Raw genomic sequence first — 16,900 nt, 5'->3', positions numbered from 1 at the left:
TCATTAGTAGGTAATTTAGAATGATAAAATGGCGTTATTTTAAATCCTTTTAAAATACTTTCTTTAAAAATTGTTCCATGCTTTTAGTATTAGCTCGAATTAATTCCGCTCTTGCGTTTTCAATATCTTGCGGTTTTTTGTCTTGAGACAGTTTAAACTTCCTTTCCCAATGGGTGGGTGTAATTTCAAACATAGCTATATAATCCAAAGCACCTTCCATCCGTTTATTATCAGACTCTAATACATAGTTGTGATTTGGAGCTTCAAGAAACTCAGTCATAATAATTAACGATTCTTTTAATACCTCTTTACTTTCAATAGCCTTTACATTTCCTTTTAAATGCACTTTTATATAATTCCATGTAGGTAATTGTGTGGTAGCGTAAACGCTTGGTGAAATATAACATTGGGGACCTGAGAAAATAACTGTGACCTCATTATTGCCTTTCATCAATGCCGTTTGAGGATTGTAAATATCGGTATGGCCGATAAGTTTTCCATCAACCTCTCTATAAATCAGCGGTAGATGTGTGATGAAAGGCTGATTATCTTTAACAGAAATAACAGTAGCTAAGGGGTAGGTTTTAATCACTTCAATCATGTGATTCCTATCATCACCTTGATGATGTGCTGGTGGGTATTTGCTCATTATTAAAGATTTTATTGCTTCTGAAATTTACAATAATTATATTTATCAAATGTCTGACAAATCGCCTTCATTTTCAATAAAAAATTGGTCACAAGATGATCAACCACGTGAAAAATTGCTTTATAAAGGAAAAGCGACCTTAAGCGATGCAGAACTTGTTGCTATATTAATAGGTTCCGGAAACCGAGAAGAAAGTGCCGTAGCCTTGTGTAAACGCATTTTGGCAAGTGCCGATAACAACTTGAGTGCATTGGGAAAACTTTCAATAAAGCAGCTAATGGCATTTAAGGGTATTGGAGAGGCAAAAGCCATTACCATTGCAGCGGCCATGGAGTTGGGGCGCCGCAGACGAGGCGAGGAAGCCCTTGTTAGTAAAAAAATAAGTTCAAGTATATCCGTATTTGAGTTGATGCAACCTATAATTGGAGAGCTTGAACATGAAGAATTTTGGATTATTTATGTAAACAACTCCAACAAAGTACTCAAAAAAAACCAGCTAAGTAAAGGGGGTATTACCGGGACTTTAGTCGATGTGAGATTGGTGTTAAAAACCGCATTAGAATGCGGTGCCACTGGCTTGATTTTGGTTCACAATCATCCATCGGGGACATTAAAACCTAGTGAGGCCGATAAACAAATAACTTCAAAATTAAAAATGGCTTCAGAAAGTTTAGATATAAAAGTCTTAGACCACCTAATAATAACAGAAAAAGCATACTTTAGTTTTACTGATGAAAACATATTGTAAATGCTGTTAGTCTATACCCACACCATCACCCCACGTTTAAAATATATATTTAAACAATTAGCGACTAGGATTTTAGGTCTAGAAGTTCAGTTTACAACTAAAATCGAGACATTTATCTCGCATAACAGTTTAAAAATGTCCTATACCAAACAGCCTTTGGGAAGTGAGTTTTTTATTAAGAGTCATGATATTTTATTTGAACAAGGCCTATCTGATCTTGAATTCCAAGTACAAGATTGGGAGGAGACCAAAGGATTTTTTAGCAATGGCGATAAAAGCGCGATGCCATTTGACATTTTTGCGTCGTCATTTTATATGCTCTCACGTTATGAGGAATATTTACCGCATGTAAAAGATGAATTCGGTCGTTTTTTAGCTTTCGAAAGCTTAGCTTATAAAGAAGGGTTTTTAAGTCAACCCGTAGTCGATATATGGGCCTATAAGTTTAAGCATGCCTTGCAAAAACAATTTCCAGAGTTTGAATTTCCACAACGTAATTATCGCATACAACCAATAATAGATATCCCTAGCCCTTATAATTACAAATTAAAAGGAATTATGCGAACCATTGGAGGTACTTTAAGAGACCTGTTTAGATTTAAACTGAAAAGTGTGTATAGGCGCTTTATTGTGATTTTCGGATTAAAACATGACCCATTCGATACCTTCAAATATATTTTAAATAAACAAAAACAGAGTCAGTTTAAGTTCTTGTTTTTCTTTTCACTGGGCGATTTCTCCACCTACGATAAAGGCATCAATGCCAATAAAAGAAAGTTTGTAGCCCTTATAAAACATATTGCGGATTACTGCCATGTGGGTTTAAAAAATTCTTTTTTTGCTATAGATGATGTCAAAGTGATGAAAAAAGAAAAACTTAAAATGGAAAGTATTATAAATACCTCGTTAACAGCGTCAAGAAACTCATTTTCAAAACTTAATTTACCTGAATCTTATAGGTCTTTAATTGAGTTGGAAATTAAGGAGGACTACACGATGGGATTTGTGAACAAGTTAGGTTTTCGCGCAGGTACCTGCACGCCTTTTTTGTTTTATGATTTAGATTATGAAGTTCAAACACCGCTAAAGGTTTGTCCATATCATCTTATGGATTACGCTTTGCTGAAAACACAATCCTTACTTGATAAGAAAAAGGTTTTGAACGAACTCATTCAAGAGATAAAAAAAGTGGATGGTGAATTCACGCCAATTTTTCATAATTATACTTTTAGTGATGACTCACGATGGGATGGATTTAAAGAATTGTTTAATATTATTATAGAATCTACAGATGAAACTTAATCATATAACCGATATTTTTTTTGATCTAGATCACACCTTGTGGGATTTTGACAGGAATTCTGCATTGACCTTTGAAAGAATATTTAAAATCAATAATATCGATGTTGATATATTAATTTTTTTAAGTCATTATGAAACCATAAACTTGAATTATTGGAAGCTGTACAGGGAGGAGAAAATAGAAAGAGAGGCCCTTCGTTTTGGAAGATTGAACGATGCTTTTAATGCGATGGGAAAAGAGGTTGATACCGCTGTTATAGATAAGTTGGCCGATGACTATTTAGTACATCTTACGCAGTTTAACCATTTATTTCATGATACCATTCAGATTCTTGAATACTTAAAACCGCTGTATCATCTTCACATTATAACAAACGGTTTTCATGAGATTCAACAGGGCAAGTTAACCAAATCAAACATTCATCATTACTTTAAAACAGTGACCAATTCAGAAATGGTAGGTGTTAAAAAGCCCAATTCTAAAATATTTAATCACGCTCTAGAACTAGCCAATACTGTTCCAGAAAAAAGTTTGATGATCGGTGATAATTATGAAGCTGATATATTAGGGGCCAAAAATGTAGGGATGGATGTGATTTTTTACGATATGCATAACACAAATCTGTCATCTAACATAAGTCAAATTAATAATCTTCTCTCATTAAAAATGTATCTTTGATATAATATAACCGCCCTTAAAACGTTTTTATTAGCCTATGAATCGCCTAAATTTTAAATACTTTCTACTTATATTATTAATGAGTTTGTTCTACAGCTCTTGTACTAAAGAAGTTGATTTCAATCAAGTTAATGATCTAGAGTTAAACCCCATTCTGGAATCCAGTTTGGTTTTTTTTGATGAACCTGCCAGTCAGTTTGTCGATAATGGCATTGAGGTAAATACCATCCAAGATTTTGTTATTATTGATGTATTTAATGAAGGTTTTATAAATGATAACTTAATTAAAGCAGACTTTGTATTTGAATACGAAAACTCAATCCATAGAGAATTTAGTTTACAAGTAGATTTTTTAGATAGCGCTGACCAAATACAACATAGTTTCGTTCTCACTGCAGATGCATCACCAAGCAATGAGGTACTCAAGTATCAACATATTGAAGTTTTTGACGGTGATAAGCTTATAACTTTCAAACAAACTACAAAACTTATTTTCACTCTCACTATGCAACCTGGTCAATCAATTAATGAGAATTCACTGGGTAAAATAAGTCTAAGGTCAAAAGGGGTTTTCTACTTTAATATAAAAGATCCCATATGAAGTTTTTTAAATTTTTATTTATGATTATGACAATGTTGTCATTTTCTCAAAATAAACAAATTCTTTACGGTTTTTCTGAAATACCACAATCCTTATTACTAAATCCTGGTGGAAAAATTGATAATAAAGGCTATTTCGGAGTTCCCTTATTATCTCACCTTCATGTCAACACAGGGTCTTCTGGAAGTACCGTGTATGATGTTTTTTCAGATAATGGGATAGACTTTAATACTAAGCTTCAAAATGCTATATACAGTATGAATGCCAACGATTTTTTTACCTTTAATCAACAGTTAGAGATTTTTTCTGGAGGTTTTGCTTTTGGAAGGGGTTATGAAAAGAATGAGTATTTAAGTTTTGGACTTTACGAAGAAGTAGATGTGATATCCTATTTCCCAAAAGATTATGCGGTACTGGCATTAGAGGGAAATCAAAATAATATTAACAGGTATTTTAATGCAGGAGATATAAGCGCATCTACAGAAGTTATTTCTGTATTTCATGTCGGTTATAATAAAAAGGTCAATAGTACTTTTACTTATGGTTTACGTGGTAAAATATATTCAAACTTAGTTAATATAAACTCTACTAACAATAAGGGGCACTTTGTGACTGTAGAAGGTCAGGATAATATTTATAATCATATTTTTAATCTCGATTTGGAGCTCAGAACGTCAGGTCTTGCAAGTTTAAGGGAAGACGGTGCAGATTCCAAGTCAACAATTAAGGATTTAAGAAAGCGTCTGTTATTTGGTGGTAATTTAGGCCTTGGTTTTGATCTGGGGTTTACTAAAAAATTAACAGATCAATGGACCTTAGATGGCAGTCTTTTGGATATTGGGTTTATTTCCCATGCTAAAGATATTGAGAATTATAAGATTGAAAAAAACTATGTTTTTGAAGGTATTAACCCAATTTTTCCTGAAACACGAGATGGTCAAACTGCTGATGAATATTGGAGTGACATAGAAGAGGAATTTGAAGATTTATTTGATGTAGATACAACAAGCAGTAAATATACCACGTGGCGCCCTATAAAATTAAACGCCTCTATAAACTATGCCTTCGGAGAAAAAAAATGTAAGGACTGTTCTTATATTAAGGAAGATGTTGGATACTTAAATGGCGTTGGATTACAACTTTTTGCCATGAGTAGGCCAAAACGACCTCAAGCGGCGCTAACAGCATACTATTACAGACGCCTTTTTAAAGCTTTGAGAATAAAAGCAACCTACACGGTAGATTCCTATTCCTTTAATAATATTGGTTTAGGGATTTCTGCACACTTGGGAGGCTTTAATTTTTATGCCATGGCCGATAATTTTTTACAATATAAAAATGTATATGATGCACAAAGTGTATCTTTACAGTTAGGGTTTAATTATATATTCAATAAAAATGAAAACTAATTTTTTTACAATTCTTATTGCTTTTTTAATAACTACCAATGTTTTTTCCCAAACAAATTTAAATGAATACAAGTATATTATTGTACCGAATAAATTTGACTTTTTAAAGCAAGAGAACCAATATCAACTCAATGCATTAACTGAATTTTTATTCAATAAGTATGGTTTTAATGCTTTAATGGAAGGCGAAGCATACCCTGAAGATTTAGTGAGAAATAGATGTTTGGCATTGAAGTCTGACGTGGATAAAGATTCTGGTATGTTTAAAACGAAGCTCAAAGTAACATTAAAAGATTGTAATGATCAGCAAGTGTTTACATCTCAAATGGGCGAGAGCAGAGAAAAACAATATGACAAAGCTTATAATGAAGCATTAAGAGAAGCTTTTAAATCATTTTCTGTATTAAATTATGTATACGAACCCTCTTCAGAAAAGATGGTGACCGAAGAGACTTCAGATAAAGTGGTAAATACAGAGGTCGCTCAAGAGATTCAGATGTTAAAGAAAGAAATTAAAGCACTTAAAGAAGATAAAAAACCTGAGCCTCGAATTACTAAAGTCCCTAGTGTGGAAAGCAAAAAGACTCAAGTAAAAACTGTAACGAATACTCCAAAATCCAAAGAGATAAAAGAGGTTTTATCTAATGTCTTATATGCTCAAGTTATAGAACACGGTTTTCAGTTGGTAGATAGTTCACCCAAAGTGGTGTATCTAATCCAAGAAACAAGTTTAGATAATGTGTTCCTGGTAGAAAATAAAAATGCTATTATCTATAGAAAAGGAGACGGTTGGATTTTTGAATTTTATTCAAATGGTAATTTACAGCGAGAGGAACTCAATATTAAATTTTAATTTTCTACCAACAACCAACAACCAACAACCAACAACCAACAACCAACAACCAACAACCAACAACCAACAACCAACAACCAACAACCAACAACCAACAACTAATACCCATATTTATCTTTCCAGCGTTTTTTTAAAAATTCTCGATGCGCTTGTTCTCTGGCATTGTTACCAGGATCATACAGCTTTGTGTTTTTGATATCCTCAGGCAAAAATTCTTGTTCGGCAAAATTGGTGTCATAATTATGCGCGTATTTATAGTTGTCACCATACCCAAGCTCTTTCATTAACTTGGTAGGTGCATTTCTAATTTCTAACGGGACCGATAAATCACCAGTTTCTTTAACCAGTTCCTGTGCCGCTCCAATTGCTTTATACGCTGCATTACTTTTAGCAGAACAAGCCAAATAAGTAGCGCATTGACTCAGGATGATACTCGATTCTGGATAGCCAATAGTGTCCACAGCTTGGAAGGTATTATTGGCAATTACCAAAGCTGTTGGGTTGGCATTTCCAATATCTTCACTCGCTAAAATAAGTAAACGACGCGCTATAAATTTGACATCCTCACCCCCCTCAATCATACGTGCTAACCAATACACTGCCGCATTGGGGTCGCTGCCACGAATAGATTTTATAAACGCTGAAATAATATCATAATGTTGCTCACCGGTCTTGTCATACCTAACCGTGTTATTTTGGATTTTTTCTAAAACAGAAGCGTCTGTAATCGTTACAGTATTGCCGTCATCAGCATTTACAATCAGTTCAAAAATATTTAGTAATTTTCTGGCATCCCCACCAGAAAGCCTTAACAATACCGCGGTTTCTTTTAGGTTTATATTTTTTTTGGAGATATGGTCGTCTTTTTCTATAGCACGTTTTAAAAGCAGCTCTAAATCATTTTTATCAAAAGCCTTTAAAATATATACCTGACAACGGGATAGGAGGGCAGGAATGACTTCGAAACTGGGATTTTCGGTTGTGGCACCAATTAATGTAATCCAACCTTTCTCGACGGCCTGCAATAACGAATCCTGTTGTGATTTACTGAATCTGTGAATTTCATCAATAAATAAAATAGGGTTCTTTGTGGTAAATAAGCCACCACTTTGTTTGGCCTTTTCAATAACCTCTCTAATGTCTTTTACGCCAGAATTAATGGCACTGAGCGTGTAAAAAGGACGACCAGAATCTGAGGCTATAATGTTAGCCAACGTGGTTTTTCCAGTTCCTGGAGGGCCCCAAAAAATCATTGATGGTATTAAGCCATGCTTTAAATGCTGTGTCAACACGCCATTTTTTCCAACTAAATGTGTTTGGCTTATAAAGTCTTCCAAAATTTTTGGACGTAGTCGTTCTGCTAAAGGCTCATTCGCATTCATCTTTCGTGTTTTGAAGTTTATAAAGATAAATGATTGCTAAAATACATTCCAATTATATTGACACGAATTTCATACTTAAAAAAGGGACACGAATTTCACGAATTTTCACTGACGTGTTACGGTATTTAGATTGTTTAGTTATTTCGCAGAGATACACGGAGTTTTGCTGGAGACTGCTAACTTGAAATAGAAAAGACATGAATTTCACGAATTTTCACAAATGTTCAATGCTGATAAAACTGCGACTGCAACTGTGACTGCGACTGAAAACTGAACACTGCCAATTTAGCACAAATCTCGAAAGCGGTTAACTTTTTGCAAAGAATAGTTTAAATTAAACTCGTGAAAGAACCCGAACACTTTAAATTTTCCACAGGCGTTATTGCCTATCCTGTGTTTTTTATACTGGTTATATGGTTGGTGTTTTGGTTTGAGGTACGTTTTGGTTATAATTTTAGTAAATACGGGATTTATCCTCAAACCCTTAAAGGTCTAAGAGGCGTTTTATTAAGCCCATTTATTCATGGCGATATTGAACATATATATCATAACACCATACCTTTATTTGTACTATCAACAGCATTGTTCTATTTCTATAGGCATATTGCTTGGAAAGTGCTTTTTTTTGGCATCATACTATCTGGTTTTCTTACTTGGAGTATTGGCAGGCCATCATATCATATAGGAGTTAGCGGGCTTATTTATGTATTGGTAAGTTTTACTTTTTTTAAAGGGGTGTTTGCTAAGCATTATAGACTTATAGCGCTGTCATTATTAGTAGTTTTTTTATATGGTAGTATGATATGGTATACCTTACCTGTTGAGAAAGGAATATCTTGGGAAGGGCACTTGGCAGGTTTAATTACAGGTTTGTTATTTTCATTATTTTTTAGAAAAGAAATTGCAAGACCTAAAAAATATGTTTGGGAACGAGAAAATTATAATGAAGACGATGATCCTTTTTTAAAACATTTTGATAAAAACGGAAACTTTATTGAATCAGTTGAACCAGAAATGGAGCAGGAGCAACCAAAAATAACATACACTTATAGAGAAAATAAAAATGTTGATAAACAATGATTCTTTTAGATATTTATTTTTAGAGTAAAAAAAGTGTTTTTGTTAAATTCGTAGTTCTAAATTATATAAGAAAAACGGTCATGATTGAATTAGTAAAACAAACCATAAAGCTAATAAAAGAAAATAAGGAATTGTCATTTTCTGAGATAGAAAAGGCGAAACATATTTTTGAGCAAAATAGTCATGTTATTTTATCTCAGGGAAAAGAAAAAATAACAATTCTAGTTGATAGCAATACAGACCTTTTTGAAGTTGTTCTTTTCTCAGAGAATGAGTTTTTATCTGCCAAAATAAATGGAATTTACTCAGATTGGGATATTCCTAGTCTTGTAGCATTATATGTTGTTGAAAGCGAAATACATGATGATACGCTTACAGAAGGTATTAAGTATTCCCGAAAAGGCATGCAAAAAAGAGTCTTGGAAGAGCGAGTGGATAGAGCCAAAAAAGCAAACTATAAAATAAATCTTGCCAATAACTTGTATGGAGAGCATACCTTAATAAATGAAAAAGGAAAAACATATAAGGTAACGCTTCGTGATTTTAACAAGAAGACGGGTTATATTAATAACATAGATTGGAAAACCAATAAATTAGGAACAACCAAACATATTATATATTTATTTAGATATTTTGAAGAAAACCCTTTAAAAATTAATCGATTAAAAAAGACCTATCCATTTATAGAAATTTATACAGACCCATTAAATGATTATAAAATTTCTTGGTTTTTTCCTGAAACATTGGAAGCGGAAGAAGCTATTCTTTTAAAAAACTATTTTGGAAATAAACATTCAATTGAAGATACAGAAATAGCTACTTTTTCTTCTTTCTTATACAAATCAAGAGACTTAGCGCGAATAAAAATTCGTGAAGAGGTATTTGAAAAAGTAGAAATGTACTTTGAAAATAAAGAATTAGATCATATTAAGCAATCATACAAATTAGATTTTTCATCTATAAAAGCAACGCTGTATCCCTATCAAAAAGAAGGTGTAGCATTTAGCGTATTTAAAAAAGGAGTCATTGTTGCTGATGAAATGGGGCTTGGTAAAACATTGCAAGCCATTACAACAGCCATTCTTAAAAAAGAAATCTTTAATTTTAAAAAAACATTAGTAGTGTGTCCTGCATCGGTAAAACACCAATGGAAAAATGAGATTTTAAAATTTAGCAATGAAAGCGCCATAGTAGTAGAAGGATATCCAGATGACAGGAACAAAATATATCTTAACGACACGAGCTTTTTTCATATTGTAAATTACGAAACGATATTACGGGATTTATCATCTATTAATAAGTCGGGATATGATTTTGTTATTTTAGACGAGGCCCAAAAAATTAAAAATTATGAAACTAAAACAGCAAACAGTGTAAAAGCGATAGATCGAAAACATGCTTTAGTCATTACAGGGACACCATTGGAAAATAAGTTGTTGGATTTGTATTCGATAGTTCAGTTTTTAGATCAGAAATTTTTAGCACCCCAATGGGAGTTTTCATATCAGCATTGTATTTTTGATTCTAAGCATAAAAACAAAATAAGGGGCTATTACAATCTTCAAAATTTAAAAAAACGTTTAGATGCCATACTCATTAGAAGGGGCAAACAGGAAGTTTTTGAACAATTACCCGATGTTATTCAAAAAGACATATTTGTAAGCCTTTCTGATGAACAGGCTGGAATGCATGCTAGTTTTGCTAGAGGGATTGCTTCCATTTTATCTAAAAAATTTAAGACCACTTACGACTGGCAAAAACTTATGCATTTATTAACTAATATGCGTATGGTTTGTGACTCTAGTTATTTAATTGATAAAGAAACCCATTACTCGCCGAAATTAATTGAATTAAAGGATATTTTAATAGAGAAATTAGATATTAAAAATACCGATAGAAAAATCATAATTTTTTCAGAATGGGTTACTATGCTAGGGCTTATAAGCGATATGCTTAAAAAGGAAGGCATAACGTTTACAACGCTTACGGGAAAAGTGCCTGTAAAAAAGCGTGGTGCATTAATAAAGGAATTTGAAGATAATCCAGACTGTCGTATTTTCCTGTCCAGTGAATCTGGAGGAACCGGGTTAAATTTACAAATAGCAGATACCGTTATTAATTTTGAATTACCTTGGAATCCCGCCAAAAAAAACCAACGTATTGGAAGAATTGATAGAATTGGACAACAAAAACAAAAACTTTATGTATTTAACCTATTGAGTTATAATTCTATTGAAATGAAAATCGCAGCAGGATTGCTGTTAAAGCAAAATCTTTTTGAAGGCGTCTTAAATTCTGATAGCTTAACTGATGAAGTTGATTTTTCTGAAAAAGGAAAATCACAATTTATAAAACAACTTGAAGAGATTGTGAGTGATGATGATTTTGAGAATCTAATTGATGACGATATTAATATAGAAGATCAAGAACATGAAGAATTGCAAGACCTAGTTTCAGAGATTGAAACAGAAATAACTATGGCTAAAATATTAGAAGAATCAGAAATAAAAAAAGAACCTATAGTAACGCAAGATATTAAAAAACTAGAACCAGATTATGATCAAATGGAAGCTGTTATGACTAAAGGTATGGAGTTTTTAACTGGGATTTTTAATATGAGCACAGGAAATGAGTTAAGTGCCACTGGTGAAAAACCAAAAGTAAAAGTGAATAAGGAAACAGGCGAGGTCTCCATTAGTTTTAAAATGGATATTTAATTTATAGAAATCCTTGTGGGATTAAGTAAAAATTATTTATATTTTAGTCTAAACTCTAAACTCTAAACTCTAAACTCTAAACTCTAAACTCTAAACTCTAAACTCTAAACTCTAAACTCTAAACTCTAAACTCTAAACTCTAAACTCTAAACTTCTATAGTCTATGTTCTAAAAGCGCAGCGGTCTAGAATCTATTTACTGGCGTTGTCTTACCACTTCATATAAAAAAGCCCCGCAAGCCACAGAAACATTCAAGGACTCAATATCGCCCAATATAGGCAGTTTAGCTTTCGCATCAACCACTTTCAATGTAGATGGATTTATGCCTCTGCCTTCTGAACCCATAATAATGGCGCAAGGCTCAGTAAATGAAACATCATAGAGCATGTCATTGGTTTTCTCAGTAGCGGCAATCACTTTAATTCCAGACGCCTGCATATAAAACACGGCATCCTTGATATGATCCACCTTAGAAATTGGAATTTTAAAAACTGCGCCGGCACTCGTTTTAATAGTGTCTCCATTTACAGGAGCACCTCCTTTTTTCTGTATAATAATGCCATCAACACCTGTACATTCAGCAGTTCTAATTATGGCACCAAAGTTACGGACATCACTTAATTGATCTAATAATAAAAAGAGTGGTATTTTTCCAGATTCAACAACACTCATCACCAAATCTTCAATATTATGAAATTCAATAGGAGATATTTGCGCCACTGCCCCTTGATGATTTCCTTTAGTTAAACGGTTAAGTTTTTCAACGGGTACATATGATGAGTTAATAGAATGCTTTCTTAAAGTAGTTTCTAACTCACTAAAAAGTTCACCCTTCAACCCTTTTTGTAAAAAAACTTTATCAATAGTTTCATTAGCATTAATGGCTTCTATTATAGCTCTTATGCCGAATATTTGTGTTTGCTTTTCCATTGGGGTAAAGGTATACATCATGTTAATATATGATAGTAAGATAAATAGATTTTTTTCAATTTTTTATAATTTTTTTTGTAATGACACTATTGTTATGAATCATTTTAACAAAATAAATACCTGAGGCATAGTTAGAGAAATCAAGAGATTTTGTGTTAAATTTACTGGTACACTTTAGCCCATGAGCATTGTATATATCGATTCTATCTAGATTATAAGGGGTATTAATTGTTAGATAAGAATTAACCGGGTTAGGGTTAATTGATATTTTATTTTGTTCAATTTTATCATTACTAAGCGTACTGCACGGCTCATTTAAATTAGAGTTTAATTCAATTGGATTACCAGGTGTTAAATCTTTTCCAATAAAGGCAACATATTCGTTGGAGTATTTAAATGCTCTAAAAGTTCTATTGGCCACTGGAGCGTCTCCTTGATTTAAAATTTCTCCATTATTTTTAAGTGGATTTATATATTCCCAAACCTTATTTTTAGAAGTATCTAATTCAAAAAAATAACCAGAATCCGCATCACAAATTAAGGCACTTCCATTAGGAAGTCGTTGTGCACTGGACATAATACGTGAAAAAAAATCTGTAGGATTTTCATTTTGATATGTCCAATCTAAAGCAATCGGTCCGTAAGGGTCACCTGTATAAATATAGTTTCCATTAAGATCGATTTCGGGATTTATTATATCAACTGTGGAAAATTCAGGTTCTTTACCAAAACCGTTATTGAAAATTAAAATTTTTCCGCCATCATTATAAGAGTCAGGAATCCAATGTGGTGTATGCGGTCCAAATAGTTTTTGGTCCTCCTCTAAGCCTTTTTTGTAAACTATAGGATTTCCCCATCGGTATAAAATATCTCCGCCTTTATTTCTATTTCCTCCTGTATGCATTGAAGCTTGCAAAGTAGTTGTAGAATGATCTATTATATATATTTCATTCAACTGTCTCGCACTAATTATAATTTGATTGAGCGCATGATTATATTGAATGGAATTAAAGTGCAACCAATTTGCCTTTTTTCCAGAAGACCCCAAATAATTAATATCTATTAACTGTGGATTGTTTGCTACCACTCCAAAATTATCTTTAGTAGTATCAAAATCTTGAATTAAGTGATCCCAAACATTCCATTCCCATACAATGCTTCCTCCACCGTTTATTAAATCAGGTTGAACCTCAATTATTTGTTCATTATATAGAGCATCATCCTCTAATAGTAATGGATCACGTCCTGCTTGAGTAGCTTCTGCAACGGTTTTCTTTGTTACGGCCAATATTAATATGTTACCATTTGGTAATGGATAAATATCATGATGCTGTGCATACGTGCTGGATGAATACGTATAATCCCAAACCACGTCTCCATCCCAATTAATTTTCTCAACGATTCCACCAATACCAGCAATCGTGAGATCTAAGTTATTAATAAATCCAGCTCTTAATATACTGCCATCTTCCAATAGATAGACCGATTTACCATCAATATAATTGCTAGTCCATTCATTTATTATTTCACCACAATTATTTATTAAATATGTAGATTCATGGCTTGTAAACAATGTATAACCATTATAAGCATCGGTTGAATTGCTAATAACACCTACTGTGTTTTGACCAAATAAACCTGTAAAAACAAAAATGAGAACGGACAAAACATAATACCTTTTCATAGCTAAATTTTATGTTGTTCAAATAAAATAAAAAAACTTAAAATTATTAGACTTATTTTTAAATATAAAAAGTTCAACAATTTACTTTTGTTGAACTTTTTATGATAATTTAAAGTATAGTAATTTTTAAACTTTAATTATTTAAAGTAAATTCAGTAACCTCATTTGCTCCAAAACTACCACCGGCCTTAATAATATTTCCATTATTGGTTAATGTATACGATCCATCACCATAATTACAGCAAATGCCGTCTGAATAAACATCATAAATAACAAAAATATATGTTCCATTCGCCAAACAAAATTTTTCAGAAGCATCAGTTTCACCTGCTGCATATTCCCCTGCGTAAATTGGATTGTCAGTGTCTGAAGCCTCATATATTTCCCAAGAGGTTTCTTCAGAATAAGAATCAAAAGTAATTGCTAGGAAGGTTTCAGGATAAGGACAAACTTGTTTCAAATTTAAACTGATAGGATCACTTTTAAACAAATTTTCATCTTGAGAGGTGATTTCTACTGTAAGCATATCATCTCCAGAAGAGCTTACATTAGAACCAACAACGTCTACAATAAAAGTTCCGACATTACTATTTGCTGGAATTGTAACTGAAGCTGGAACTGTATACGCTGAAGCATCTGCAGTTGTCATATCTTCTACTACTTCTATATTGAAGGAACGGTCGCTACCAGATACCTGTGACACGGCAACTCTAACTTCACTAGAAGCCGTTCCTGTTGGATCAACACCTATTTGAAAGTCAGATTCAAAACCAACAAAGTCGATACTGGTAATTGCTGGAGTATCGTCATTTTCTGAACAGTTGGTGAACATAACGATACTAATCATAATTGCGAATATGGAAAGTATTTTTTTCATAATTTTAAGTTGTTTAATTTATTTTAATATAATTTTTTTTGTGAATTTTGAATTTCCACTTGAGATATTTAAAAAATAAATACCTTTTGCGAATTTTGATGTATTAATACTGTAACCCGATTTTTGAGTCTTCGTAAAATCTCCAAAAACCAAACTTCCATTTATGTTATAAAGTGAAACTCTAGAATTTTCAGGTAAAACTTTAAAATCAATATTAAGTTTATCGGTAGCTGGAATTGGCCATATTTTAGATTCAGCAAAAAGGTTCTTTTCATTACTAAGAGTTAAACTTCCTCCAGTAACAATTAAAGAAAAAGCTTGTGAACCATTAGTTAAAACTCCTTTATGTGAAACAGTTATGGTATAGTTACCCGCAACTGGACTGCTAATGTCAATTCTTTCAATGTTATCAACATTGTTATCTCCTTTAATTGCTGGTGATGTAACATTTGAATTATCCAATTTCCAAGGTGTAAAGATAGTACTATTTGAGTCTTCAAGTCTTAAATCTAAGTCGTTTACCAATCTAGGTGATAATACATTTCCTGGACTGGAAGATGCTGTACCAGCAGGATCTGTCCAACATATAGTGGCTTGTAATTTACTTCCCGCAGCAACAGAGAATTGAAAAGTATAAGTCCCTCCGTCTGCGATAGATAATTCAGAAATAACCGCAGCGTTAGTATTTGCATTAGTTATTACGTTTGCAGATTTTTCAGCATCTAAAAATCCCCACCCGTATATAGGATCTGGACCTGTTCTTGAATCGTCAACAGCCGTATGGCAAACTAAACCCTTTAAGGTTGCAGCTCTCATGTAATTAGAATTTAACTGGTTATAATACTGTTGAAGCAATAATAAGGAACCAGAAACATTTGGAGATGCCATGGATGTACCAGAATAAATATCATATTTTTCACCTGGTCTTGGAGGTGCAGGATCAGTTCTTGTTGGGACATTCGAAACACAAGAAAGTAAATCACTACCATCTCCGGCTATATCAGGTTTTACTCTGAAATCATCAGTTGGACCCTGACTGCTACTAGGATTAATATTTAAAATAAAAGATCCATTTGTTAATAGAAAAGGATTAGCATTGGCAACAATTAGTGCATTTTTTGCAGTTTTATTGCCGGTTAATTTATCATATCCAGGAGCTAGTTGTTCTGGATAGTCAAATTTACTTTCCCCACTATTACCAGCTGATTTCACTGGCAAATAGAACGGTGCTGCATATGCCACTTGATCCCAAGCTCTTGCATCTGTTAGATATGCACCAATATTAGCAGCAACTACAGAAGCATCTGATTCAGGTAAAGGGATACCATAAGAATGGTTAGATAATAATAATCCATTTCCAGCTTCGGTAAGTGCCTCAGTATCATCACTATTCCAATCAAAAGATCTTAAAATGGCTTTCGGAGCCATGCCTTTAGCGTCAGAATCAAAACCTTTTGCTATTAGAGTACCAGCAACGTGCGTAGCATGATCACTAGTTGTACCAACAAAAGGACCTCCATTAAACTCTGGATAAATTACCCGAGATTGAGGTACTGCTTGGTCATCCTTAAGCTCATCATGAGTGCCTAACGCACTTTCTTCATCCCAAACACCTATAGACATGTTTTGGCCTTCTAGGTTTAGACCTAAACTTCCTCCGTTATGTAGTTTATCAGTTCTTGTACCTTTCGCACTATTAATATTGTAAGTGGTCCTGTATACAGGTTTTCCATTTCTAATGTCATAAATGACGTAACTCTTATCTCCAATTTTTATCTTACGCTTTGTGGTATTATTTGCATTCAAGTAAGCCGAAACTCGCTTTTCCTTTGCTAAAAATTTTTCGTTTAGAATAAACTTGAGATTTTCAATTTTATCCATATCGTAAGATGCCATAATCTTTTCACGTTCCGCTTTTGTTTGCGCGGACATGTAAAGACTAAAGAGTATGGTAAGAGTTAATATAATGTTTTTCTTCTTCATATAAAT

The 16,900-nt window shown here is 33.1% G+C and carries 14 protein-coding genes; 8 read left to right on the top strand and 6 right to left on the bottom strand.

Annotated elements, in window-relative coordinates:
• Positions 1-49: 49 nt before the first annotated feature.
• A complete protein-coding gene (locus FAF07_RS04150) occupies positions 50-649 on the bottom strand; it encodes an FMN-binding negative transcriptional regulator (RefSeq protein ID WP_142783921.1) in 600 nt (199 codons plus the stop codon).
• Between the two features lie 49 nt (positions 650-698).
• Between FAF07_RS04150 and radC the strand changes: the two genes are divergently transcribed.
• From radC to FAF07_RS04120, 6 genes are read left to right on the top strand one after another with little or no spacing between them, the layout of a single operon-like run.
• Complete coding sequence (radC, locus tag FAF07_RS04145) at positions 699-1,397, top strand: RadC family protein (RefSeq protein ID WP_142783920.1); 699 nt, start codon at positions 699-701, stop codon at positions 1,395-1,397.
• On the top strand, positions 1,398-2,699 hold the full coding sequence (locus tag FAF07_RS04140; protein ID WP_142783919.1) for a polysaccharide deacetylase family protein: 1,302 nt from the start codon (positions 1,398-1,400) through the stop codon (positions 2,697-2,699).
• Positions 2,689-3,378 (top strand): YjjG family noncanonical pyrimidine nucleotidase, encoded by a 690-nt coding sequence (locus FAF07_RS04135; protein ID WP_142783918.1) that lies wholly within the window; start codon positions 2,689-2,691, stop codon positions 3,376-3,378. The genes FAF07_RS04140 and FAF07_RS04135 overlap by 11 nt, the downstream gene beginning before the upstream one ends.
• A gap of 37 nt (positions 3,379-3,415) precedes the next feature.
• Positions 3,416-3,979 carry a hypothetical protein gene (locus FAF07_RS04130; protein ID WP_142783917.1) on the top strand — a complete coding sequence of 188 codons (564 nt, stop codon included), beginning with the start codon at positions 3,416-3,418 and terminating at the stop codon, positions 3,977-3,979.
• Positions 3,980-3,999: 20 nt separating this feature from the next.
• On the top strand, positions 4,000-5,388 hold the full coding sequence (locus tag FAF07_RS04125) for a DUF5723 family protein (RefSeq protein ID WP_246067766.1): 1,389 nt from the start codon (positions 4,000-4,002) through the stop codon (positions 5,386-5,388).
• The gene (locus FAF07_RS04120; protein WP_142783915.1) at positions 5,378-6,241 is read left to right on the top strand and encodes a hypothetical protein; all 864 of its coding nucleotides are present in this window, start codon (positions 5,378-5,380) and stop codon (positions 6,239-6,241) included. The genes FAF07_RS04125 and FAF07_RS04120 overlap by 11 nt, the downstream gene beginning before the upstream one ends.
• Positions 6,242-6,339: 98 nt before the next feature.
• On the opposite strand, the gene FAF07_RS04115 is transcribed toward FAF07_RS04120, so the two are convergent.
• Entirely contained in the window at positions 6,340-7,623 is a 1,284-nt protein-coding gene (locus tag FAF07_RS04115; RefSeq protein WP_142783914.1) for a replication-associated recombination protein A, read from the bottom strand.
• A gap of 342 nt (positions 7,624-7,965) precedes the next feature.
• Between FAF07_RS04115 and FAF07_RS04110 the strand changes: the two genes are divergently transcribed.
• The gene (locus FAF07_RS04110) at positions 7,966-8,703 is read left to right on the top strand and encodes a rhomboid family intramembrane serine protease (RefSeq protein ID WP_142783913.1); all 738 of its coding nucleotides are present in this window, start codon (positions 7,966-7,968) and stop codon (positions 8,701-8,703) included.
• An 80-nt stretch (positions 8,704-8,783) separates the two neighbouring features.
• Complete coding sequence (locus FAF07_RS04105; protein WP_142783912.1) at positions 8,784-11,420, top strand: DEAD/DEAH box helicase; 2,637 nt, start codon at positions 8,784-8,786, stop codon at positions 11,418-11,420.
• 195 nt (positions 11,421-11,615) lie between these two features.
• On the opposite strand, the gene rlmB is transcribed toward FAF07_RS04105, so the two are convergent.
• The 4 genes from rlmB to FAF07_RS04085 form a co-directional block, all read right to left on the bottom strand.
• Positions 11,616-12,350 carry a 23S rRNA (guanosine(2251)-2'-O)-methyltransferase RlmB gene (rlmB, locus tag FAF07_RS04100; protein ID WP_142783911.1) on the bottom strand — a complete coding sequence of 245 codons (735 nt, stop codon included), beginning with the start codon at positions 12,348-12,350 and terminating at the stop codon, positions 11,616-11,618.
• Positions 12,351-12,405: 55 nt separating this feature from the next.
• A complete protein-coding gene (locus FAF07_RS04095) occupies positions 12,406-14,034 on the bottom strand; it encodes an aryl-sulfate sulfotransferase (protein WP_142783910.1) in 1,629 nt (542 codons plus the stop codon).
• Positions 14,035-14,167: 133 nt separating this feature from the next.
• Positions 14,168-14,911 (bottom strand): hypothetical protein, encoded by a 744-nt coding sequence (locus tag FAF07_RS04090; RefSeq protein WP_142783909.1) that lies wholly within the window; start codon positions 14,909-14,911, stop codon positions 14,168-14,170.
• An 18-nt stretch (positions 14,912-14,929) separates the two neighbouring features.
• Positions 14,930-16,894, bottom strand: a complete 1,965-nt coding sequence (locus FAF07_RS04085; protein WP_142783908.1) for a S8 family serine peptidase — start codon at positions 16,892-16,894, stop codon at positions 14,930-14,932.
• Between the last annotated feature and the right edge of the window lie 6 nt (positions 16,895-16,900).

The sequence above is a fragment of the Changchengzhania lutea genome, from assembly GCF_006974145.1.
GTDB classification, from domain to species: Bacteria; Bacteroidota; Bacteroidia; order Flavobacteriales; family Flavobacteriaceae; genus Changchengzhania; species Changchengzhania lutea.
This window is presented reverse-complemented; position numbering and strand designations above follow the sequence as displayed.